This window comes from Citrobacter farmeri, assembly GCF_019048065.1.
GTDB lineage: Bacteria > Pseudomonadota > Gammaproteobacteria > Enterobacterales > Enterobacteriaceae > Citrobacter_A > Citrobacter_A farmeri.
The window spans coordinates 4,735,551-4,757,743 of sequence record NZ_CP077291.1 but is presented as its reverse complement, the minus strand read 5'-3'; the positions used below and the strand labels follow the sequence as shown (position 1 = coordinate 4,757,743).

The window sequence follows — 22,193 nt, the reverse complement described above, 5'->3', positions numbered from 1 at the left end:
CACCTTTGCGAAGCTTCTCGAAAGCGACAGTGCAAACAAAGAAAGTTGACAAAACGTTAAATCCGTCACAATAAAAATGTTAAACTGCGTAACTTTCCCACCAGAAATCGACGCAGATTGCAAAATGAGTGAATGTATCGAAGAGAAAACCCGCGCTGATGTTGTCGCACGTCCAAACTGGTCGGCGGTGTTTGCCGTGGCGTTCTGTGTAGCCAGCCTGATTACCGTTGAGTTTTTACCCGTCAGTCTGTTAACGCCGATGGCGCAGGATCTGGGTATCTCGGAAGGCGTTGCCGGACAGTCGGTGACCGTCACCGCGTTTGTCGCCATGTTTGCCAGCCTGTTTATCACTCAGATCATTCAGGCCACTGACCGTCGCTACGTCGTGATTCTGTTCTCCTTGTTGCTGACCCTCTCCTGTCTGCTGGTCTCCTTTGCCGATTCCTTCGCGCTACTGCTGGTGGGACGCGCCTGTCTGGGACTGGCGTTGGGTGGATTCTGGGCGATGTCGGCCTCGCTGACCATGCGACTGGTTCCGCCGCGTACGGTGCCGAAAGCGTTGTCGGTGATTTTCGGTGCCGTCTCCATCGCGCTGGTCATTGCCGCTCCGCTGGGCAGTTTCCTGGGGGGAATCATCGGCTGGCGTAACGTCTTTAATGTGGCGGCGGTGATGGGCGTGCTGTGTATTGTCTGGTTGGTGAAATCGTTACCGTCGCTGCCCGGCGAGCCTTCTCATCAGAAGCAAAACATAGTCAGCCTGCTGAATCGTCCGGGAGTGATGGCGGGAATGATTGCCATCTTTATGTCCTTTGCCGGACAGTTTGCGTTCTTCACTTATATCCGCCCGGTGTATATGAACCTGGCGGGTTTTGATGTCGATGGCCTGACGCTGGTGCTGTTAAGCTTTGGGATCGCCAGTTTTGTCGGCACCTCGTTGTCGTCGGTGATTCTCAAACACTCAGTTAAACTGGCGCTGGCCGGTGCGCCGCTGGTGCTGGCGCTGAGTGCGCTGGTGCTGACTCTGTGGGGCAGCGACAAGATCGTCGCGGCAAGCATTGCGATTATCTGGGGGCTGGCGTTTGCGCTGGTGCCGGTGGGATGGTCAACGTGGATCACCCGATCGCTCGCCGATCAGGCAGAAAAGGCTGGATCCGTCCAGGTCGCCGTGATCCAGCTTGCCAATACCTGTGGGGCCGCGGTGGGAGGCTATGCACTCGATAACCTTGGCCTGCTGTCGCCCCTGATACTCTCCGGCAGCCTGATGCTGCTGACGGCGCTTCTGGTGGCAGCGAAAGTTCGCATAAAGGGTATGCAATGACCTCAACCCTCTTTGAGGGTTCCTTCACGTAGGCCGGTTAAGGCGTTAACGCCGCCATCCGGCATTATGCCCGGTAGCGCGTTGCTTACCGGGCCTACGTGACTGTAGGCCGGATAAGGCAGTTATGCCGCCATCCGGCATAACGCAATAATGCCAATCAGAACCACGCTTCCCACATCGCGCCGACGTTGAAATCGTCCAGCGTTTCGTCATCTGTGCCGTTCACACGGGCGGTGCGGTCGTTATCCACTTTGCCGCCGGTGACATAGAAGCGCAGCATTGGACGGAATTCCGGTCCCATCGCAATCGACATGTTCTGCGACAGCGTCAGCTTCCAGCCTTTGTTATCGCCGCCGTTGTCATAATCGACACGCTGATAGCCTGCTTCCAGCCAGGTGGAATGCACGTCGTTCCAGAAGTACATTGGACGCACAATGGCACCGTAGTTCTTACGATTTTCACTCTGATCGGCACTGTTATCGTAGTCATGGAATGCCAACAGGTATTCAACCTGCGCCTGCTGCGTAAACTTATGGCTTCCTTCGAAGCTGGCGTAAATCGCGGTCAGGTCGTCGGTTTTGTTGTAAACGCTGTTGTCGGAGTTATCAGAGTAACGGGCGATCACTTTGTTGACGCCGCTGTCATTGGTATGGCTCACCACAAACGCGCCCTGCCAGGCCTTCAGGCGATCGTCGGTGTCGACGGCTTTCGAGTCAAAGCCGTAGTTGGCGTAGATTTCCAGATCCAATGGACCGAGTTTCATGCCGTGAATTTTTGAGGTAACGGCGTAGTTTCCTTTATCACCGGTGCCGGAACCGCCGGTACAGGTGATACGTGACGGGTTGGCTTCATCTTCCATCACTTCGGGGCTGCACGATTCAACGGCGGCCACGGTGGCCACGTCAAACTGTACGCCGCCAATATCGAAGTTCTTCACCCCGGCACCCTGGCCGTCGTGGTTCATCCAGAAGTAGTCGTTGATCCCCTGTTGCGGACGCTGGTGGAAGTCGCGACCGGCCCAGATATAGGCGTTCGGGTTGGATTCCAGGACGTTGGTGACTCCCGCGTAAGCTTTCTTGAGGTTCACCTCGTCGCCCCAGTGGTCGATCATCACGTTGATATCCCAGATCGCGCCGTTGTCGCCTTTGAACGCTTTGGAGAGCTGGAATTCGCCGCCGTTGCCTTCGTTACCCAGACGACCAATGGCGGATGCGCCGTTATAGGAACCATCAACGCCCACATATTTCTGATCGCCACTCTGGAACTGCGCGCCATAACGTGCATAGCCGCTGAATTTCACACCGAACGGGATGGCCATATCCGGTGACTGTGCGGCGCTTTGCGGCTCGTTAATGATATCGGTTTTTTTCGCCACAGCAGCGTCCATTTTCGCCTGTCGTTCCGCAAGGGCTTTATCTACGGCTTTGGCGACGATGGCGTCGATTTGTTCCTGAGTAAATTCCTGCGCGAGTACAGAAATTGGGCAAAGCGCGGCCACGACCGCCATGGCTAATGGAAGTTTTTTTATCATGTTCATGGTTATCTCATTTACGTTTTATCCTTCAGTTTGCATTAAGCATCCTGAATAGATGAGCGCATTAATTTATTTTAAGATAATAACCATCCCGCCTCGGTGTAATTCGCAATCACCAAAACAAGTTGATCTGTTATTTATATAGAGGTACAGGTAATATTTATTTAATCGTAGTGACGTCTCCGTTTATTATTTAATTCAAATTAACGTTGATAGAGGTGAATAATTTCTTCTGACAATTCGCGAGCTAACAGCGATGTCATTAAGTGATCCTGCGCATGCACCATAATTAACGTCATAGGTTGCCGGGCTTCCCCGGCATCCTGTTCGATCAATTTGGTTTGCATGTGGTGAGCCTGACGGGCGTAGCCGTCAGCCTCCCGAAGCAGGCTTTTCGCTTCGTCAATGTTGCCTGCGCGCGCGGCATGCAGCGCCTCGAAGCACAGACTACGGGACTGTCCGGCATTGACGATAATTTCCATTACTGCTTCTTCTAATGCAATCATTGTCTGTATCTCTTAATCGAATCCATTGTGTTCGGCGGTATTAGCGAACCACTCGCCGCTCTTTTTCACCGTACGTTTTTGCGTGTCTAAATCTAACTGTACAAAGCCATAGCGGTTTTTATATCCGTTGAGCCATGACCAGTTATCAATAAAGGTCCACATATGGTAGCCAAGACAATGGCAGCCCTCGCTAATGCCTTTATGCAGCCATTTAAGATGTTCAGAAACAAATTCAATACGGTAGTTGTCGTTAATTTGTCCATCCTGAATAAAGCGCTGTTCGTTTTCTACGCCCATTCCGTTTTCAGAAATAAAGCAGCGCGGGTTGCCGTAATTATCACGCAGGTTCGTAATAATATCGTAAATACCCGGCTCATAAATTTCCCACCCGCGATAAGGGTTCATTTTGCGGCCTGGCATTTCGTAGTAATCAAACAACCACTCCGGCATAAAAGGCGCATTCAGATTGACTGCGGTATCACGGCATTTCACCCGACGCGGCTGGTAGTAGTTAATCCCCAGCAGGTCGATTTTGCCATCGGCAATCAGCTGTGCGTCACCCGGTTGGCAGGCTGGCAACTGATCGTACTCTTTTAGCAATGCCACCAGATCCGCCGGATATTCCCCTTTCAGCACCGGGTCGAGGAAACTACGATTAAACAGCAGATCGGCATGGTGCGCGGCTTTCACATCCGCCGGATGTTGTGAACGCGGATAGGAAGGCGTCAGGTTGAGCACCACGCCAATTTCCCCATCGTTGTTGCCCGCGCGGTAAGCGCGAACCGCCGTCGAGTGGGCCAGCACGGTGTGATACGCCACGGTCGCCGCACGCCTGAAATCCACTACGTTCGGGTAATGGAAGTCATACAGATAGCCGCCTTCCACTGGCACAATTGGCTCATTGAAGGTGAACCAGTGCTTAACGCGGTTGCCGAACAATTTGAAACACGTCTGCGCGTAGCGGCCAAAGGCCTCCACGACGTCACGGTTTTCCCAACCGCCTTTTTCCTGCATCACCATCGGCATGTCGAAGTGAAACAGCGTGATAAACGGCGTGATGCCCTGCGCCAGCAGTTCGTCAATGACATTGTTATAGAACGCCACCGCCTCAGGATTCACCTCGCCCGTACCGTCAGGAATCAGGCGTGACCAGCTTAGCGAGGTACGGAAGCTGTTATGTTTTAACTGCTTCAACAGCGCGATGTCCTGTTTCCAGTGCTGATAAAACGTCGAGGTGTTCGCCGGGCCAACCCCCTGATGGAAACGACCTGGCTGGCGGTCGAACCACACATCCCATGTGGTCTGGCTTTTGCCGCCGTTCAGGCTATCCCCTTCGGTTTGCAGCGCTGAGCAGGCACTGCCCCACCAGAAGTTTTCAGGAAAACGGTATCTCATTGTTCTGACTCCTTGATTCATTATGAGTTGCTACGGGCAGCGTTCGCCACGGAGACGGCATCCTGGGCTTTTTGCTCTTCTGTTTTCATCAGGGAACGTTCGTAAGCACGCAGGAACGGGAGGTAAATCAACGCTGACATCACCATGCAGATCAGGCACATCACCACCGGACTAAAAGCCCAGTTTGCCGCCCACGATGCGCCAATCGGTGCGGGCGTGGTCCACGGTGTCAGTGACACCACCTGATCCAGCCAGCCCAGACGGGTCGCTGTGTAAGCCAGTACGGCGTTGATCATGGGCACGAAGACGAACGGGATAAACAGCATCGGGTTCATGATGATCGGCGCACCGAACAGAATAGGCTCATTAATGTTGAAGAAGCTAGGGACAATCCCCATTTTGCCAATAGTCCGCAGATGGGTAACGCGACTGCGCAGCAGCAGGAAGGCCAGCGGTAAAGTCGAGCCCACACCGCCGATCAGCAGGTAGTGATCCCAGAAACCTTGCAGATAAACATGCGGCAATGCGACACCCGCTGCAAGGGCAGCCTGGTTTGCCGACAGGTTTGCCATCCAGAACGGGTTCATAATGCCCGTGACGATCAGTGAGCCGTGGATACCGGCAAACCAGAAAATCTGGCACATCAGAACCGAAAGCAGGATTGCCGGCAGGGAATCAGAGGCTGAAACCAGCGGTGCCAGCAGGTGCATAATCGCCTGCGGAATAATCATTCCGGTCTGCGCTTCAATAAACAGGTTTAGCGGATGAAGTGTCGCAATGACCACCAGAACCGGAATGAGGATTTCAAACGAACGGGCGACGCCGGTCGGGACCTCTTTCGGCAGACGGATCGTGATGTTGTGCTGCTTCAACCATGCATAGACGCGGGTGGAATAGATGGCGGTGATCAGCGCGGTAAAGATCCCCTGACCGGAAAGGTACTGCGTGGAGATTTTCCCGTCGGCATACGGCGCGGCGACGAGCAAAAAGGCCATAAACGCCAGCAGGCCGGACATAATCGGATCGAGATTAAACTGACGCCCCAGACTGGCGCCAATTCCCACGGAGATGAAGAACGTCATAACGCCCATGCTGAGGTTAAACGGCAGCATCAGCTGTTCACGGTATGTGGCGGAAAAATCGAGCCAGCCACGGGCAAAACTATTGGTGGTTTCGGCAGAGAATGGCGGAAAAATAAACACCAGCATGAACGAGCCGATGATCATAAACGGCAGCGCCGCGGTAAAACCATCACGAATCGCAATCACATATTTCTGCTGGCCCAGTTTACCGGCAAGAGGCGTGATGGATTGTTCTATGACAGCAACCATTGACTGATATAACGAACTCATAATGACACCTTTCTAATGTGCCGCTTCAATCAGCGACAGAGCAAAATCCAGCACCTTGTCACCGCGTTGCATTCCGTAATCCTGCATATCAATGGCTTTTACGGGGATGTTTTGGGTGGCAGCCTTCTCTGAGAGCGTGTTAAGCATGTATTTTACCTGGGGGCCAAGTAACACCACCTGGTAGTTTGGAAACTGAATGTCAAATTCGGAAACGCCATATGCATCAATTTGTACTGGCAGCTTCCGCTCTTCTGCGGCTTCGACCATTTTACGAACCAGCAGACTGGTGGACATCCCTGCAGAGCAACACAACATAATCCTGAACATTATTAACCATCCTCAAAATGTAAAAACTTATTGCGAGTCTGATTTGATATCATACGGAAACCGGTTTCCATACGAAGCAAACGGAACTGTGACAACCGTCAAGATCTTATTCTTATAAGGCTAATTATTTGGATTTAGCTCACGGTTTTGTCGCTATTTCACGCTTTTTGAGTGGAAACGGAAAATCGGTTTCCATGAAAAAAGGAAACGGCTATACTGCAGATGGTGAATATTTGAGCCAGTGTTAAATTCAGGATTAAAGGAGCCAGGCAGGCTCTGTCAGGGGAGAATGATGTCTACTATCAACGATGTATCGCGTTTGGCTGGCGTGTCTAAAGCCACGGTGTCGCGCGTGTTGAGCGGATCGCGTGGCGTGAAGGAAGCCAGTCGCCTTGCCGTGTTAAAGGCGGTGGATGAGCTGAACTATCGTCCGAATGTGATTGCCCAGTCACTGCTCAGTCAGAGCACCGGTTGCATAGGCGTAATTTGTGCGCAGGACAACATCAACCAGACGACGGGCTACCTTTACGCGCTGGAAAAGCACTTGAGCCAGCATCAGAAACATTTGTTGCTTCGTTTTGCCAACACCAAAGCGGAAGTGATGAGCGCCCTCGATGAATTAAGCTGCGGCTTGTGCGACGACGTACTGATTATTGGTGCGCGCTTCCCGCTGAATATCAGCCAGGAAAACGTCATTCTGGTGGACTGTCTGGAAGCGGGCGATGATGTGACCAGTATTCAGTTTGACCATGCCTTTGCCACCGAAACGGCCTGTAACTACCTGATTAGCCAAAATCGTCGGCAAATTGCTCTCATCCATCCTGAAGGCATGGGGTTTTCCGAACAGGTGTTGCTCGGTTACAAACATGCGCTGGAGAAGAATTTCCTGCCCTTTAATCGCAACCTGGTCTTTATGGAAGCGACGTCTTCTTCGGTGGCGTTGCAAGAGCTGTTAAATAACGCCTCCACGCTTAACTTTAACGCGCTGCTGGTGGCGGATGAGCAGCAGGCTCAGCGGGTGATCCCGCAATTGCAGGCGTTTAATAAGTCGGTTCCTGAAGACATTATGATCTTCAGCCTTGCCGGTTCGCTACATCTTCCGGGGATCCCGACCATCCCGGCAATCGAATACTCCATGGATGCGATGGCGGCGCGGATAGTCAGTTGGTTGAATGAAAAAACGCAAAGTATGTTGGGATCGTATGTGTTGCGCGGCGACTTAATCATCCCGGATATTCGCCAGCGGTAAAGTTCATTATCGGGCGTGAAGCGCGGGCTTCACGCTTACATGTCCGGGCATTCCACTTTGCCGAGCGCTTCCCAGTAGTTACTCTGATTATTCCTTTCCATTGCTAACGCCGCCTCGCGGATGTGCTGCTGATTTCCTTCATTCGCCATGATCGTTTTTTCCCACGCCTCGTCAGAAGGTGAACCTTGCGGCGTACAGATCTTGCGTAGGTCCTTGAGTATCGTATTTTTCTCGTGCGCGGTCTGCAGTGCGCCGTAAGGCGAGTCGGCCTGTGCCAGAGCTGGCAGTAATAAAAGGGTAGCAATGATCGGTAAAACGGCTCGTTTCATGGTAATAATCCTTGTAGTCGATGCGCATCATTTCAAGAGTAAGTGTAGACGGTGTACGACTCCCTCAGCAGCCCGTACTAAAGTTGGAAAAAGCTTCAGCCGAAAGTTTTAATTTTTCAGGAGGATAGAATGCAGATACAGATTACCGATACCGTTACCGAAGACGATCAAAACGCACTGCTCACCGGGTTGCGTGCCTACAATTTCCAGTTCCTGAAAACGAGAAATTTTGGCGTTCTGGCGGTGTACTGGCGTGACGAGCAACAGAAAATCCGCGGCGGGCTGATTGGCAAAATTAAAGGGGAATGGCTGAGCATTGATTTTTTATGGATGCATGAATCCCTGCGTAAAGGCGGTTACGGCAGCCAACTGATCCAGGCCGCAGAGCACGCTGCTCGTGAGAGAGGTTGTCTGCATGCGCTGGTCGATACCCTGAGCTTTCAGGCGTTGCCGTTCTATCAGAAGAACGGTTATCAACTGCAACTGACCCTCGATGACTTCCCGGAAAAAGGGGCCGCCAGGCATTATTTATCGAAAACATTTTGATGACCGGACGGATTCACTATGACGTCTGGACGTCGATTCACTTTCTTGCATAGCAGAATAGTGTATGTTCTGAACAATCATTTAATTCTTAAGCGGTAAAGAGATGAGACGGATTGAGATCGTACTGGGAGAGCTTGAAAGGCTGACGCGTGGGCTGGATCGTGCCGATTTGGCGCAGGAGACGGCATTCACGGCGGAGGCGATTGGCTTTAACCTGGGGCTGGCGCGCAACTCGGTCAGTAAAGATCTCAATCAGCTGTGGAACGATGGTCTGGCGATAAAAAGCCGGGGACGTCCGGTGTTTTTCCTGCACAGACAGACGCTGGAGACGTTGCTGGGGCGCAAACTGGAGAGTAGCGAGCGCGAGGTGCGCTCGGTGGCCGACCTGCTTCCGCAAGCGGAAAATACGGGCGGTGACGATCCTTTCACCGGCCTGATTGGCTACGATCGCAGCCTGCGTGACGCGGTTGAAAAAGGCCGTGCCGCCGTGCTCTATCCACAGGGCCTACATGTGCTGCTGACCGGTCCGTCCGGCGTGGGGAAAACCTTTTTTGCCGAGCTGATGCACCGCTTTGCCTGCGAACAAGCCGCCGGTTCTCCGCCGCCGTTGGTCTACTTTAACTGCGCAGAGTACGCCCATAACCCGGAACTGCTTTCTTCGCACCTGTTTGGCCATCGTCAGGGGGCATTTACCGGCGCAAACGAGAATAAACCCGGTCTGGTCGAACAGGCGGACGGCGGTTATTTGCTGCTCGACGAAGTACACCGCCTGCCGTACGAAGGACAGGAAAAACTGTTCTCCATTCTTGATAAGGGGGAGTACCGTCCGCTGGGATCCAGCGCCACGGCGCGTCCAATCTCGGTTCGTCTGATTTGCGCGACCACGGAACCGGTGAGTTCATCGCTGTTGCGTACGTTCCAGCGACGAATTCAGGTGAGCATCGACTTGCCGGGAATCCGTCAGCGATCGATTGAGGAACAGGTAGAGCTGATCGTTGGTTTTTTGCAGCGTGAAAGTCGCAAAATCGAGCGCACGGTCAGCATCGACAAGACGCTGTTGCTCTGGCTGTTGAACAAACCGCTGGAGGGTAACATTGGTCAGTTGAAGAGCGATATCCAGTTCCTGTGCGCCCAGGCGTGGGCGTCGGGGATGACGGAACATAACGACACCCTACAACTGGATAAACGACTGGCGGAGATACCGTTCCATGCCACGCCGGAACAACGTTTGTTGGTCGACGCGCTGTTTGAAGGAAAAGAGCGGCTGAACATTGATGCGCGTACGTTGCCAGCGCTGAAAACCTCACTGGCGACCGGGGCGGAAATCGAAGAGAGCGATCTCTTTTACAGCTTCCTGACCCGTGAATATGTCAATCTGCGCAACAGTAATGTCCCGCCGGCGGAAACGCTGGCCATCCTGAAAAACAAGCTCAGTTCAATCTTCGAATATGGCCTCTACAGCCGTGATAGCGTGGCGCATCCGCCGCGCTATGGCGATCAAATTGAAGAACGCGTGACGCTGCTGATCGGCTGCGTGGAGCAGGTGCTGGGCTTTACGCTGCCGGAAAATCTGGTGAATCCGCTGCGCAAACATTTCCTGGCGCTGATTGGCTATGTCCAGCGCGGGCTGATTCCGCAACTCTATTCTTCCAGCCTGATCCTCGACCGCTGTAAAGACGAATACGATAATGCCACGCTGCTGTGTCGGAAAATCAATGAGCTGCTGCATATTCAGTGCCCGGCGACGGAAGTGGTCTGGCTGTGTCTGTTCCTGAAAGAGTGTCGTCACTACCGCCAGCGCATTGATGCCAGCCCGGACTGCGGGGTGATCCTCGTCGCGCACGGCGCAACCACCGCGACCAGTATGGCGCAGTACGTTAACCGTGTACTGGAACGCGATCTGTTCAGCGCGGTCGACATGCCGTTTGAGCAGTCGGTGCATGACACGCTGGAGACGCTGACCCAGATTATTCAGACCCAACGCTATCAGCGGCTGATCCTGATGGTCGACATTGGTTCTCTGGTGCATTTCGGCAGTACGATCAGCAAGTTATTTCAGATAGACGTGCTGTTAATGCCCAACATTACGCTGACCAGTCTGCTGGAGGTCGGTCTGGATTTAAGCTACGAAACCAGCGATTTACCCCAGCTTGCGGCGCTCATGCAGAGCAAAAACATCCCCTGTCAGCTGTGTACCCCGCAGCAGGAAAACGGCGGCAAAGTGCTGGTCGTCTCCTGTATTACCGGCATGGGGACGGCGGAAAAGATTAAAAAAGTGCTTGAGGAGAGCTTTGGCGAACTGATGTCGCAGGACACGCGAATGGTGATCCTCGATTACAACGACGTGCGCAGCCTCGAACGTGTCCAGCAGGCGTTGAATGCCAATGAGCGGCTGGCGGGAATTGTCGGTACTTTCCAGCCAGGGCTGCCGGATATTCCGTTTATCTCGCTGGAAGAACTGTTCTCTGAGCAGGGGCCAGAACTGGTGTTAAGCCTGCTGACGCCAGATCTCTCCAGCGCCGAACGTCGTCTGGAGATGGAGCGCAGCGCCATGCGCTTTATCAGCGCGCTGACCATGGAGAGCATCATTAACCATATTTCGGTGCTCAATCCGCAGCGCATTCTGAAGGAGATGGAGGGTGTACTTAACCATCTGACGACCACGCTTTCTCTGAAACCGAGTCGCCAGGTGACACTACGCTTCCTGATCCACTGCTGTTGCATGGTTGAGCGTATCGTGATCAACCGTAAACCGTTACAGATGGCGCTGGAAAACAAACCGAATCTCGATCCCCGCGCGTTTAGTGTCATTAAATCTGCGTTTCTGCCCATTGAAGAGGCCTATGCCATCCGTTTATCGGATGCGGAATATTTTTATATCTACGAACTTCTTTATAGCTGATCCCTTAACGGGCGAGGCGTTGCGCCTTGCCCGCTCACCTTTCCCTCTCGCGTGACACAAATACTGGCACAGCCCTTGCTCTTACTTTGATGAGTTTTGCCGGATGGCGGCATAAATGCCTTATCCGGCCTACAAAAGCACTATCCGTAGGCCTGATAAGCGAAGCACCATCAGGCGTTGTAAGTCTCATATAAACGTAGCTGCGCCAGGAGGCCATTTTGACTACCACTCAACCGTTGCCCGAAATTCTGCTGCTCACTCATGGTGGCTGGGGACAACAGCTCTGTAACAGCCTGCGCATGGTGATGGGCGAAATTAAAGGCGTGACGGAAATTGCGCTGATGCCCGTCGATACGCTGGGCGAGTTTTATCAGCGTGTCGAGGACGTGGTGAAAACCATGCCGGACGGCTCGCTTATTCTGACCGATTTTGTTGGCGGCACGACGTCCAATGTGGCAGCGCGGCTAAGCGTGGATTATCCGATTGCGGTCGTATCCGGGTTGAACGCGTCGCTACTGCTGGAAGCGCTGGACAGACGTGAACACGGCTCCCTGACCACCTGCGTCAGTGAACTGGTGGAAGCCGGGCGCAGCAGTTGCCTCGACGTTGTCGCTCATGTCCGTCAATTACAACAATCACAATAAGGAAAATCATCATGGCAAACATCGTGTTATGTCGTATCGACAGCCGACTGATCCACGGACAGGTGGTGACGAAGTGGGTCGGGCAGTCCCAGGCCAACCGCATTGCGGTGGTCAGTGACGAACTGGACGCCGATCCATTTATGAAAAACATCTACCTGATGGCCGCGCCGCCGAACATCAAAGTGGATTGCTATAGCAACCAGAGTTTTGCGGCCTCCTGGAAAGAGAACCAACTGGGCGACGGCAATGTGCTGGTGCTGTTCCCTTCCCTGGCGGCGATTCAACAGGCCGTACAACAGGGATTTGATGTCACGACCATTCAGGTTGGCGGTCTGGGTGGCGGACCAAACCGCAAAGCAGTATTCCAGAACATTACGCTCGATGAAAAAGACGTTGGCATTCTTAACGACCTGAAAAGTCGTGGGATTCAGGTGTTCTTCCAGACTATCCCGGAAGATAAACCGCAGTCGCTGGACGATATCCTGAAAAAATTCTAATTCTCTGATAATGGGATAACACTATGGATACCTTAGTTTTTGCAAGCCTCATGGGGTTGTATTACTGGTTTGCCCGCTTACGCCTTGGCTACACCTTCTCTGCCATGCTGCTACAGCCGGTGGTGGTGGCCGTCTTTGTCGGGCTACTGCTTGGCAACATGCAGACGGCGATGATCATCGGCGCGGGGATGCAGCTCGTTTATCTCGGCGTGACCTCAACGCCTGGCGGTAACGTGCCGTCAGATCCGGCACTGGCAGCCTGTATCTCAATTCCAATCGCAGTGAAAGCCGGGATGGATCCGAACCTGGCGATTGCCCTGGCGATCCCCTTCGGCGTGATCGGCGTTTTCCTCGACCAGCTGCGTCGTACCCTTAACGCGGCCTGGGTACATATGGCCGATAAGCACGCGGAAACGGCGAATATGTCGGGCATCATGCGCTGTGCATTCCTCTACCCGGCGTTGCTTGGACTGGCGCTGCGTTTCCCGGTGGTGTTTGCCGCGAACTACTTCGGTCAGGACGTGGTGGAAAGTTTCCTCAAACTGATGCCGCACTGGCTGACCCACTCCTTTGAAATCATGGGCGGGATCCTGCCGGCGCTGGGCTTCGCCATCACCATTATGGTGATCGGTAAAAAGAGCCTGCTGCCGTGGTTTATCGGCGGATTCTTCGCGGTGCTGTACCTCAAGGTGGACATCATGGCGATGGCGATCTTCGGTACCTGTGTGGCCTTCCTGATTAAAGGTCTGGCGAAAAATGAAGGAGCAGCATGATGAGTAGCGACGTAATGCAGCATGAACTGGTTGAACGCGCACGGACAACCGGGGCGTTAACCAAAGCAGATATCACCAAAGCATGGTTTATCTACTGGCTGGGCGCGGAGGTATCTAACTCTTATGAACGTCTGCAAAGCCTGATTTTCTGCGCCTCGATGACGCCGATCATCAAAAAGCTCTACCCACAAAAAGAGGAGCAGGTGGAGGCGCTAAAACGTCACCTTAACTTCTTCAACTCCGAACAAACTTTTGGCGCGGTGATCCAGGGGATTTCCATTGCCATGGAAGAGCAGAAAACGCGCGGCGAGCCGATCAGCGATGCCTCGATTACCGGGATTAAAACCGGTCTGATGGGCCCGCTGGCTGGGATGGGCGACTCCATCGTATGGGCGGCCGTTATGCCGCTACTCATCGCGATTTTCATTCCTTTCGCCGCTAATGGCAGCGCGTTTGGTGGTATTGCACCGCTGATCCTCTATCCGGCGATCACGCTGGCGATCAGTTACGGCCTGATCCACAAAGGCTACACCCTGGGGCGTGATTCTATCGTCGGGCTACTGCAAGGGGGGCGAATCAAAGAACTGATCTACGGCGCGAACGTGCTGGGGTTGATCATGATGGGCGCGCTGTCGGCAAGCTACGTCAAGATCACTACGCCGTTGAAAATCAGTGCCCTGAAAGGTTCTGAAGTGGTGGTGCAGCAGATTCTTGACTCCATCGCGCCGGGCCTGCTGCCGCTGGCGGCGGTGTTTGCCATCTATATCTTTCTGGTGAAGAAAGGGCCGCGATACACCACCATTCTGCTGTCGATTGTGGCGCTTAGCGTGGTTTGTTCGCTGCTGGGAGTGTTGTAAGTCATGACACAGAATATCTATCAACAGCTGGGGCTAAAACAGGTGATTAACGCCTGCGGCAAGATGACGATTCTTGGCGTCTCCAGCGTCGCGCCCCAGGTGATGCAGGCCACTGCGCGGGCGGCCTCCACCTTTGTCGAAATCGACAAGCTGGTGGATCGTACCGGTGAGCTGGTTTCCCGCTATACCGGCGCGCAGGACAGCTATGTCACCTCCTGCGCGTCGGCGGGGATCGCCATTGCCGTTGCCGCCGCCATTACCCGCGGCGACCCGCTCAGAGTAGCGCTCATGCCGGACAGTAGAGGAATGGCTAACGAGGTGGTGATGCTGCGCGGTCATAACGTGGACTATGGCGCCCCCATCACCAGCGCTATTCGTCTGGGCGGCGGGCGCGTCGTGGAGGTCGGGGCGAGCAATCTCGCGGCGCGTTGGCAACTGGAAAGCGCAATTACGGACGAGACCGCCGCGCTGTTGTATGTGAAATCGCACCACTGCGTGCAGAAAGGCATGCTCAGCATTGACGACTTTGTGCAGGTTGCGCAGATCCACAATCTGCCGTTGATTGTCGATGCCGCTGCCGAGGAGGATTTACACGCCTGGGTGGCGAGCGGGGCGGATATGGTTGTCTACAGCGGAGCGAAAGCCTTCAATGCGCCAACCTCGGGGTTTATCACCGGCAAGAAACCGTGGATTGCCGCCTGTAAAGCGCAGCATCACGGTATCGCCAGAGCGATGAAGATAGGCAAAGAGAACATGGTCGGGCTGGTATATGCGCTGGAAAATTATCACCAGGGGCAGACCGTGGTGACCGCCGAACAGTTACAACCGACCGCGGAGGCAATTTCGGCCATCCGCGGGCTGACCGCCGATATTGAGCAGGACGAAGCCGGGCGCGCCATCTGGCGCATTCGCGTTCGGGTTGATGCGCAGACGCTCGGTCTGGACGCGCGTGAAGTCGAAGCCCAACTGCGGGGTGGCGATATCGCCATTTACGCACGGCGCTATAACCTCCATCAGGGCGTTTTTAGCCTCGACCCACGCACGGTCGCTGAGGGGGAAATGGCGTTGATTGTGGCGCGACTCAAGGAGATAGCAGAACATGCAGCAGATTAATTTTTATCGTCAACGTGTGGCGATTAACGTGCTGGCGAAAGATATCGCTAACGCCAGGGAAATCTATGACGCCGCTGAGGGACATGCGGTGATTGGCATCCTGTCCGCGCAGTTTTCGTCGATCGACGAAGGCGTTCAGGAAGTAAAACGCTGGATGGCGGACGTTCCCTCGATTTCCGTGGGCCTGGGGGCGGGCGATCCGGCGCAGTATTACAAGGCGGCGATGATTGCATCACAGGTCCATCCGGCGCACGTCAACCAGACCTTTACCGGGAGTGGTTTTGCCGCCGGCGCGCTGGCGGCGACGGGAGGTGAACAGACCCACATCAATGCGCTGGTTAGCCCGACGGGTACGCCGGGCGAGGTGCTTATCTCTACTGGGGTCAGCAGCAGCCAGGGTACGCCGGCGCGCGTCTCCTGTGATGCCGCCGTGCGGATGATGCAGGATATGGGGGCGCACGCGGCGAAGTTCTTCCCAATGGGCGGTGAAAAGTCGCTTTCTGAGCTGTACGTGCTGGCAACTACCGCAGCTCGTAACGGCATGACGCTGATCGAGCCAACGGGGGGCATTGATGTGGAAAACTTTGGCGTCATACTGCAAACCTGCCTGGAGGCAGGCGTACCACGCGTAATGCCGCATTTATACACCTCAATTATCGACCCACAAACCGGCAATACCCGACCTGAGGATATCGTCCGATTAATGGAGATCGTGAAAGCATTGGTCTGAACCGAATGGCGCTGCGCAGGGTTAGCGCAGCGCCATCGGCATTTTTTAATATTCCCGCTTTATGCTTTTTTCTTCTTATTGATACCTTTTCGTTTTTTAAACCGCAGCGCCCTTCCCGCTATAGTCATTTCATTACTCATCAGGCGGTTATTTCAAAAGGATAAAAACGTGAAATTGACGATACCTCATTTACGGACAGGGGCAGCGGTACTGTTGGCAGGATTGTTGTTGGCCGGTTGCGACCAGCAGAGCAGCGATGCAAAGCACATTAAAGTCGGCGTGATTAACGGCGCTGAGCAGGATGTGGCGGAAGTCGCCAAAAAAGTGGCGAAAGAGAAGTATGGGCTTGATGTTGAACTGGTCGGTTTCAGCGGCTCGCTGTTGCCGAACGATGCCACCAATCACGGTGAACTGGATGCCAACGTTTTCCAGCATCGTCCGTTCCTTGAGCAGGATAATCAGGCACACAACTATAAGCTGGTCGCGGTGGGGAATACCTTTGTCTTCCCGATGGCCGGTTATTCGAAAAAAATCAAAACGGTGGATCAACTGAAAGACGGCGCGACGGTGGCGATCCCGAACGATCCTACCAACCTCGGGCGTGCGCTGTTGCTGTTGCAAAAAGAGCAGTTGATTACCCTGAAAGAAGGAAAAGGTTTACTGCCGACGGCGCTGGATATTACCGCCAACCCGCGTCATTTACAGATTATGGAGCTGGAAGGGGCACAACTGCCGCGTGTACTGGACGACCCGAAAGTTGACGTGGCGATTATCAGCACCACTTACATTCAGCAAACCGGGCTTTCTCCGGTTCACGACAGCGTGTTTATCGAAGATAAAAATTCGCCGTATGTGAACATCCTCGTGGCGCGGGAAGACAATAAAGATGCGGAAAATGTGAAGGAATTTCTGGCCTCTTATCAGTCACCTGAGGTCGCCAAAGCGGCAGAAACGATCTTTAACGGCGGCGCGGTGCCGGGTTGGTAAGAGTGACCGTTGCCGCACCGGAGTCTGTCAGGCAGCTCTGGCGCGGCGGCGGGAATCCATTGAGATCAACACCACGGAAGACAGAATCAGCAGCGTGCCCAGCCAGTCCGGCAGGGTGAAGGTAATCCCCAACAAGAGCAACGACAGCAACGCGCTGCTCAGCGGTTCGGCGCAGCTTAAAATGCTCGCTTTCGGCCCACCAATCATCTGCGCCCCTTTCAGATACAGGCTGAACGTCAACGACGTGCCGATCACCACCAGATAAAAAAACGCCAGAATCAGGCTGCCATTGACCACAAAATCTGTGCCCTCACCGGCGTAAAACGGCAACAGGATCATCCCGCCGATTAACATACTCCAGCCGACAATCGGCAAGGTGCCGTAGCGCGCAATCAGCGTTGACGGGTAGGTGGTGTAAAACGCGGCGGCAAACGCTGAGGCAATCCCCCAGAACAGCGCGGCGGGTGAAATAGACAGTGAGGTCGGGTTGCCGTGCGTGACCAGCAAAAAGGTGCCGATGAGCGAGGTGAGGATTGCGGTCAGCACCAGCACGCCGGGACGGGCCTTACGCACCAGCGCGAACCACGCCACGATGATCGTTGGCGACAGAAATTGCAGCACCGTGGCAGTCGCGGCGTTAGATTTTTCGATGGTCAGCAGGAAGGTGAGTTGTACCGTCAGCGCGCCGACGACAGAAAAAATCAGCAGGCTCAGGGCGTCTTTGCGGTTTTTGAAAAGGGAAAAGATTTTGTCGCCGTGAACCACGGAGAGCATCAGCAGAATTAAGCCAGCAAATATCAGACGCGTCATGGTCAGAAATTGCGACGACATCTGGCTTTGCTCCATGATGTACTGCGCGCAGACCCCTGAACTTCCCCATAAAACGGCGGCAATCAGGACATTCAGCATCCCTCTTCTGGTGGACCCCATGTTTTCCTCGGCTTTGTTTTTTGGACGTTATTTGCAGGCATGATAACAGATAAGACAGAAGCGTTTCCCTCGCCATAACAGGTTGTTTATTCACGGTCTGCATGCAAATTCGAATCCAGGAGTTTTTGACATTGCGCGGGGGATGGCGGCGTTCTATTGTCAAAATGAAACTTCAGCAGGAAGGAACACATCATGGGTAAGCGTCGTGGTTTAACGGCTGTGCTGGCCACTCTGGTTTCTCTCTCTCTGTTTGCCGCGCCGGTTATGGCAAATCCGGGAAATGGCAACGGAAATGGTCATGGCGGCGGTCAGGGCAACAGCAGTGGCAACCAGGGGAATAAAGGTAACCAGGGGAATCATGGACAAAAAGGAAATCCGGCCCAGAAAAACAACGGTTCTTCCGATCATCGTAAAAATTACGGCAAACCCGATCACGTCGAGTCTGACATCAGTTTCGCGACAGCGCGTCATCTGGCGGTGAACTACGGCCTGACGGGATATGATTCTCTGCCTCCGGGAATCGCGAAAAACCTGGCACGAGGAAAACCGCTTCCTCCGGGGATCGCGAAAAAGGCGGTTCCGGCATCGATGCTGGGAGAACTCCCTTACTATCCGGGCTATGAGTGGAGAATCGTTGGGGATGATTTAGTGCTGATAGCGCTGAGTACCGCAGTGGTAACCGCAATTATCAACGGTGTGTTTGATTAATATCTTTTAAAGCCGGGGAAATCTCACCGGCTTTTGCATCAGAACGCAACGTTAACACCAATCATCGTGAAAGAATCGCACGTGCGTTGGCTTTTTTATTCACCGCGTAGGATCTGGCGGAAATGGGATACCAACGGGCGTTGATTGGCTTTATGCCAGGCAGCCCATAGTTGCGTGGAATAATTCATCCACGGCAATTCGCGTAATACCACGCCCTCCGGCGCATTGTGACGCAGGCTATGTTGAATTAATGCCAGACCTAATCCTGCAGCGACCAGACCTAATGCTGTCAGCGGTTCACCAGCTTCTAAACGAATATCGGGATTAAACCCGGCTTTGACACAGGCCGCGACAAAATCATCACGGGAATGGGCATCGTCATTATGAATAACGGCAATCCACTGCTGGTTGGCAAGCTGTGTTGCGACAAGGTTTTCTTCCTCCGCCAGCGGATGATTTTGCGGTAAGGCCAACAGCATGCGATCGTCCAGAACCTGAATGTATTCCAGATCCTGTTCACTGTCTGTGGGCGGTGTATCGACCAGTGAAAAATCGAGGCTGCGCTGGCGCAAACCTTCAATCTGGGTAGCCGGTGGCTGGCTGTAAAGCGCGATATGCACATCCGGGCGCGATAAGCGTAACGTACGCAACGCCGTAGAAAGCACGCCGGAATGCATGGCGTTTTCAATATAGCCAATACACAAGCCTCCATCTTCACCGCGTCCCAGACGTTTACCCAGTGATTCCAGACGATTGGCATGCGTCAGCAATGAGCGCGTTTCGGCGAGGAATGTCTGCCCATCAGCAGTCAGTCGGATACGTTGTTGATTGCGCTCAAACAGCATCAGTCCCAGGCGCTCTTCCAGTTGCGCAATCTGGCGGCTGAGCGGCGATTGCGAGATATGCAGTCGCTCAGCAGCACGTCCTACGTGCTCTTCTTCTGCGACCACCACGAAGTATTTCAGTTGGCGTAAATCAATCATGTCAGACCTCAAAGGACTTAAGTTAGACGAATTATGTCCTATCAAGTCACAACCTTGCAAGGTATTGTGAGCTCCGTCACAGGGCGATAGCAAAAAACGCCCGAACTAAACCCGAATACTTGAGGACATCTTATGAGCATTAAAAATTTACTTCCCGGCAAAATCGGCTTAGGCGGCGCGCCGCTCGGCAACATGTTCCGTGCCATTCCGGAAGAAGAGGCCCACGCCACCGTGAGCGAAGCCTGGAACCTGGGCGTGCGCTACTTTGACACCGCGCCGCTGTACGGCTCTGGCCTTTCTGAAATTCGTATGGGCGAAGCGCTGTCTCAGTATCCACGCGATGAATATGTTTTGAGCAGTAAAGTCGGCCGCATCATGCTGGACGAAATGGAAGATCCCGCCAAACGTGATTTTGGTGAGAAAGGCGGTCTTTTCGAACACGGCCTGAAGAACAAAATTCTGAATGACTACTCTGCCGATGCCACCCTGCGCTCGATTGAAGACAGCCTGAAACGCCTGAAAACGGACCATCTGGATATCGTCTGGATCCACGATCCGGCGCAGGACTTCTACGGTGACAGCTGGCTGGAGCAGTTCAATATTGCCCGTACGGGGGCATTTCGTGCGCTGACACGTTTGCGTGACGAGGGCGTGATCAAAGCGTGGGGACTGGGCGTGAACCGCGTTGAACCTTGTGAACTGACGCTGGCGCTTGATGAGCCGAAGCCGGATGCGTTCCTGCTGGCGGGTCGTTATTCCCTGTTGGATCACGAACGTGCACTGCAACGCCTGATGCCAGAAGCGCTGGAACATAACGTCGATATCGTCGTCGGCGGCCCTTACAGCTCCGGCGTACTGGCAGGTGGTGAGCACTTTGAATATCAGAAAGCCTCCCCGGCCATTAAGCAGAAAGTGGCGCAAATTCACGCCATTGCCGCGCATTTTAACGTCGATGTTAAAGCAGCGGCGCTGCAGTTCGCGCTGGCAAACCCTGCCGTCGCGGCGGTTATTCCTGGCTCCAGCCGTCCTGGCCGTATGGCGGAAGATCTGGCTGCGCTGAATGCAACCGTTCCGGCTGAATTCTGGACGGAAATGCGCCGTCAGGCTCTGGTTGCGGAAAACGCGCCGCTGCCGACCCGTTAATCAACCGAGTGAGAAAAAGATGAAACTGGATCTGACAGGTAAAGTCGCTGTGGTCAGCGGCTCAACCTCCGGTATTGGGCAGGGTATTGCCGCCGGACTGGCAAAAGCAGGCGCAACGGTGGTTGTCGTCGGGCGTAAACAGCGCGGCGTCGATGACGCGATGGCCGCGATTACGGCACAAAATCCTGCGGCGTCGCTGCGTGGCGTGGTGGCCGATCTCAGCACCGAACATGGCGTAAATGCGCTGATCGCCGCCGTTCCGACGACGGATGTGCTGGTCAATAATCTGGGGATTTTCAACGATAAAGATTTCTTCAGCGTTCCGGATGACGAGTGGCTGCACTTCTATAACGTCAACGTCCTCTCCGGCGTTCGTCTGGCGCGTCATTATGCGCCAGCCATGACGGAACAGGGCTGGGGGCGAATTATCTTTGTTTCGTCCGAATCGGGCGTGGCTATCCCCGGCGACATGATCAACTACGGCGTCACAAAAGCCGCGAATCTGGCGGTGTCCCACGGTCTGGCGAAGCGACTCGCCGGAACCGGTGTGACCGTTAACGCCATTCTGCCGGGGCCGACTTTTACCGATGGCCTGCAGGAGATGCTGGCGGACGCCGCCGCACAGTCCGGACGTAGCCCGCGTGAACAAGCCGACGAGTTTGTCAGAACGGCGCGCCCGAGCTCCATCATCCAGCGTGCGGCGGATGTGGAAGAAGTGGCGAATCTGGCGGTTTATCTCGCGTCTCCGCTCTCTTCGGCAACGACAGGGGCAGCCCTGCGCGTCGATGGCGGCGTCGTCGACACCCTGACAATGTAACCCTATAAATTTAAGAGAAAAATATCATGGCTAAGACAAGTGTATCGATTGAAATTCCGGCTTCTGCCGACGCAGTATGGCAACTGATGGGCGGCTTTGACGCGTTGCCGGACTGGCTGCCGTTCATCCCGAAAAGCGTGGTGACAGAAGGGGGGCGCGTGCGTTCGCTGACAACTTCCGACGGCGGTACCGTGATTGAGCGTCTGGAAGCGTTTGATAATCGTCAGCGCAGCTACACCTACTCCATTATTCAGGCGCCGTTTCCGGTGGTGAATTACCTCTCAACCATCACGGTTCATGAGACCGCCGACAGCCAGATTTCCCGCGTGGAATGGTCCGGCGAATTCACGCCGGTGAACGTATCTGACGAAGAGGCTCAGGCGCTGTTTACGGGCATCTACAGTGATGGTCTCAAGGCGCTGAAGGACAACTTTGTTTCCTGATTCGACCTGCAGGCGTCGGAGGATCCGACGCCTTATTATTAACTAAAACGCAATAGTCTATTGTCATTTGTATCATTTATGTCATCTGTAGACAGGCGTATTCTTCTTCC

23 protein-coding genes are annotated in these 22,193 nt (G+C 54.1%); 15 read left to right on the top strand and 8 right to left on the bottom strand.

What is annotated here, in order from left to right; translation table 11 throughout:
• Window positions 1-124: 124 nt before the first annotated feature.
• The gene (nepI, locus tag I6L53_RS22470) at window positions 125-1,318 is read left to right on the top strand and encodes a purine ribonucleoside efflux pump NepI (protein ID WP_042323445.1); all 1,194 of its coding nucleotides are present in this window, start codon (window positions 125-127) and stop codon (window positions 1,316-1,318) included.
• Between the two features lie 157 nt (window positions 1,319-1,475).
• Here the strand turns inward: nepI and I6L53_RS22465 are convergent, their stop codons facing one another.
• The 5 genes from I6L53_RS22465 to I6L53_RS22445 form a co-directional block, all read right to left on the bottom strand.
• On the bottom strand, window positions 1,476-2,855 hold the full coding sequence (locus I6L53_RS22465; RefSeq protein WP_042323442.1) for a carbohydrate porin: 1,380 nt from the start codon (window positions 2,853-2,855) through the stop codon (window positions 1,476-1,478).
• Between the two features lie 200 nt (window positions 2,856-3,055).
• Entirely contained in the window at window positions 3,056-3,358 is a 303-nt protein-coding gene (locus tag I6L53_RS22460) for a PTS lactose/cellobiose transporter subunit IIA (protein ID WP_008786514.1), read from the bottom strand.
• Window positions 3,359-3,370: 12 nt separating this feature from the next.
• The gene (locus I6L53_RS22455) at window positions 3,371-4,753 is read right to left on the bottom strand and encodes a glycoside hydrolase family 1 protein (RefSeq protein WP_042323440.1); all 1,383 of its coding nucleotides are present in this window, start codon (window positions 4,751-4,753) and stop codon (window positions 3,371-3,373) included.
• 20 nt (window positions 4,754-4,773) lie between these two features.
• Window positions 4,774-6,105, bottom strand: a complete 1,332-nt coding sequence (locus I6L53_RS22450) for a PTS sugar transporter subunit IIC (RefSeq protein WP_042323438.1) — start codon at window positions 6,103-6,105, stop codon at window positions 4,774-4,776.
• 12 nt (window positions 6,106-6,117) lie between these two features.
• Complete coding sequence (locus tag I6L53_RS22445; protein WP_042323435.1) at window positions 6,118-6,432, bottom strand: PTS sugar transporter subunit IIB; 315 nt, start codon at window positions 6,430-6,432, stop codon at window positions 6,118-6,120.
• Window positions 6,433-6,724: 292 nt separating this feature from the next.
• Between I6L53_RS22445 and I6L53_RS22440 the strand changes: the two genes are divergently transcribed.
• The gene (locus tag I6L53_RS22440; protein ID WP_042323433.1) at window positions 6,725-7,681 is read left to right on the top strand and encodes a LacI family DNA-binding transcriptional regulator; all 957 of its coding nucleotides are present in this window, start codon (window positions 6,725-6,727) and stop codon (window positions 7,679-7,681) included.
• A gap of 35 nt (window positions 7,682-7,716) precedes the next feature.
• Here I6L53_RS22440 and I6L53_RS22435 read toward each other — a convergent pair whose 3' ends face one another.
• Window positions 7,717-8,010, bottom strand: a complete 294-nt coding sequence (locus tag I6L53_RS22435; protein ID WP_042323431.1) for a YicS family protein — start codon at window positions 8,008-8,010, stop codon at window positions 7,717-7,719.
• 129 nt (window positions 8,011-8,139) lie between these two features.
• Between I6L53_RS22435 and I6L53_RS22430 the strand changes: the two genes are divergently transcribed.
• The 9 genes from I6L53_RS22430 to nlpA all read left to right on the top strand — a co-directional run bounded on the left by I6L53_RS22430 (window position 8,140) and on the right by nlpA (window position 17,059).
• Complete coding sequence (locus I6L53_RS22430; protein ID WP_042323429.1) at window positions 8,140-8,556, top strand: GNAT family N-acetyltransferase; 417 nt, start codon at window positions 8,140-8,142, stop codon at window positions 8,554-8,556.
• A 103-nt stretch (window positions 8,557-8,659) separates the two neighbouring features.
• Window positions 8,660-11,458: a transcriptional regulator DagR gene (gene dagR / locus I6L53_RS22425; protein ID WP_042323426.1), complete on the top strand. Its 2,799-nt coding sequence runs from the start codon at window positions 8,660-8,662 to the stop codon at window positions 11,456-11,458.
• Window positions 11,459-11,676: 218 nt separating this feature from the next.
• Entirely contained in the window at window positions 11,677-12,102 is a 426-nt protein-coding gene (locus tag I6L53_RS22420; protein WP_042323424.1) for a PTS sugar transporter subunit IIA, read from the top strand.
• Between the two features lie 11 nt (window positions 12,103-12,113).
• A complete protein-coding gene (locus tag I6L53_RS22415; protein WP_042323421.1) occupies window positions 12,114-12,599 on the top strand; it encodes a PTS sugar transporter subunit IIB in 486 nt (161 codons plus the stop codon).
• Between the two features lie 23 nt (window positions 12,600-12,622).
• Window positions 12,623-13,372: a PTS mannose/fructose/sorbose/N-acetylgalactosamine transporter subunit IIC gene (locus I6L53_RS22410; protein ID WP_042323417.1), complete on the top strand. Its 750-nt coding sequence runs from the start codon at window positions 12,623-12,625 to the stop codon at window positions 13,370-13,372.
• Window positions 13,369-14,229 (top strand): PTS system mannose/fructose/sorbose family transporter subunit IID, encoded by an 861-nt coding sequence (locus tag I6L53_RS22405; protein ID WP_161215577.1) that lies wholly within the window; start codon window positions 13,369-13,371, stop codon window positions 14,227-14,229. Before I6L53_RS22410 ends, I6L53_RS22405 begins: the two co-directional genes overlap by 4 nt.
• Window positions 14,230-14,232: 3 nt before the next feature.
• Window positions 14,233-15,342, top strand: coding sequence for a D-glucosaminate-6-phosphate ammonia lyase (gene dgaE, locus I6L53_RS22400; RefSeq protein WP_042323413.1), 1,110 nt, complete (start codon window positions 14,233-14,235; stop codon window positions 15,340-15,342).
• Window positions 15,329-16,072: a 2-dehydro-3-deoxy-phosphogluconate aldolase gene (dagF, locus tag I6L53_RS22395; RefSeq protein WP_042323411.1), complete on the top strand. Its 744-nt coding sequence runs from the start codon at window positions 15,329-15,331 to the stop codon at window positions 16,070-16,072. The genes dgaE and dagF overlap by 14 nt, the downstream gene beginning before the upstream one ends.
• Before the next feature lie 168 nt (window positions 16,073-16,240).
• Window positions 16,241-17,059: a lipoprotein NlpA gene (gene nlpA / locus I6L53_RS22390; protein WP_042323409.1), complete on the top strand. Its 819-nt coding sequence runs from the start codon at window positions 16,241-16,243 to the stop codon at window positions 17,057-17,059.
• A gap of 27 nt (window positions 17,060-17,086) precedes the next feature.
• On the opposite strand, the gene I6L53_RS22385 is transcribed toward nlpA, so the two are convergent.
• Window positions 17,087-17,989 carry a carboxylate/amino acid/amine transporter gene (locus tag I6L53_RS22385; RefSeq protein WP_042323407.1) on the bottom strand — a complete coding sequence of 301 codons (903 nt, stop codon included), beginning with the start codon at window positions 17,987-17,989 and terminating at the stop codon, window positions 17,087-17,089.
• Window positions 17,990-18,181: 192 nt separating this feature from the next.
• Between I6L53_RS22385 and I6L53_RS22380 the strand changes: the two genes are divergently transcribed.
• Window positions 18,182-18,697 (top strand): anti-virulence regulator CigR family protein, encoded by a 516-nt coding sequence (locus tag I6L53_RS22380; protein WP_042323404.1) that lies wholly within the window; start codon window positions 18,182-18,184, stop codon window positions 18,695-18,697.
• Window positions 18,698-18,792: 95 nt separating this feature from the next.
• On the opposite strand, the gene I6L53_RS22375 is transcribed toward I6L53_RS22380, so the two are convergent.
• A complete protein-coding gene (locus I6L53_RS22375; RefSeq protein ID WP_042323402.1) occupies window positions 18,793-19,680 on the bottom strand; it encodes a LysR substrate-binding domain-containing protein in 888 nt (295 codons plus the stop codon).
• A gap of 132 nt (window positions 19,681-19,812) precedes the next feature.
• Between I6L53_RS22375 and I6L53_RS22370 the strand changes: the two genes are divergently transcribed.
• From I6L53_RS22370 to I6L53_RS22360, 3 genes are read left to right on the top strand one after another with little or no spacing between them, the layout of a single operon-like run.
• On the top strand, window positions 19,813-20,823 hold the full coding sequence (locus I6L53_RS22370) for an aldo/keto reductase (RefSeq protein WP_042323400.1): 1,011 nt from the start codon (window positions 19,813-19,815) through the stop codon (window positions 20,821-20,823).
• 19 nt (window positions 20,824-20,842) lie between these two features.
• Complete coding sequence (locus I6L53_RS22365; protein WP_042323398.1) at window positions 20,843-21,640, top strand: SDR family NAD(P)-dependent oxidoreductase; 798 nt, start codon at window positions 20,843-20,845, stop codon at window positions 21,638-21,640.
• A 26-nt stretch (window positions 21,641-21,666) separates the two neighbouring features.
• Complete coding sequence (locus I6L53_RS22360; RefSeq protein WP_042323396.1) at window positions 21,667-22,083, top strand: SRPBCC family protein; 417 nt, start codon at window positions 21,667-21,669, stop codon at window positions 22,081-22,083.
• The last annotated feature ends 110 nt before the right edge of the window (window positions 22,084-22,193 follow it).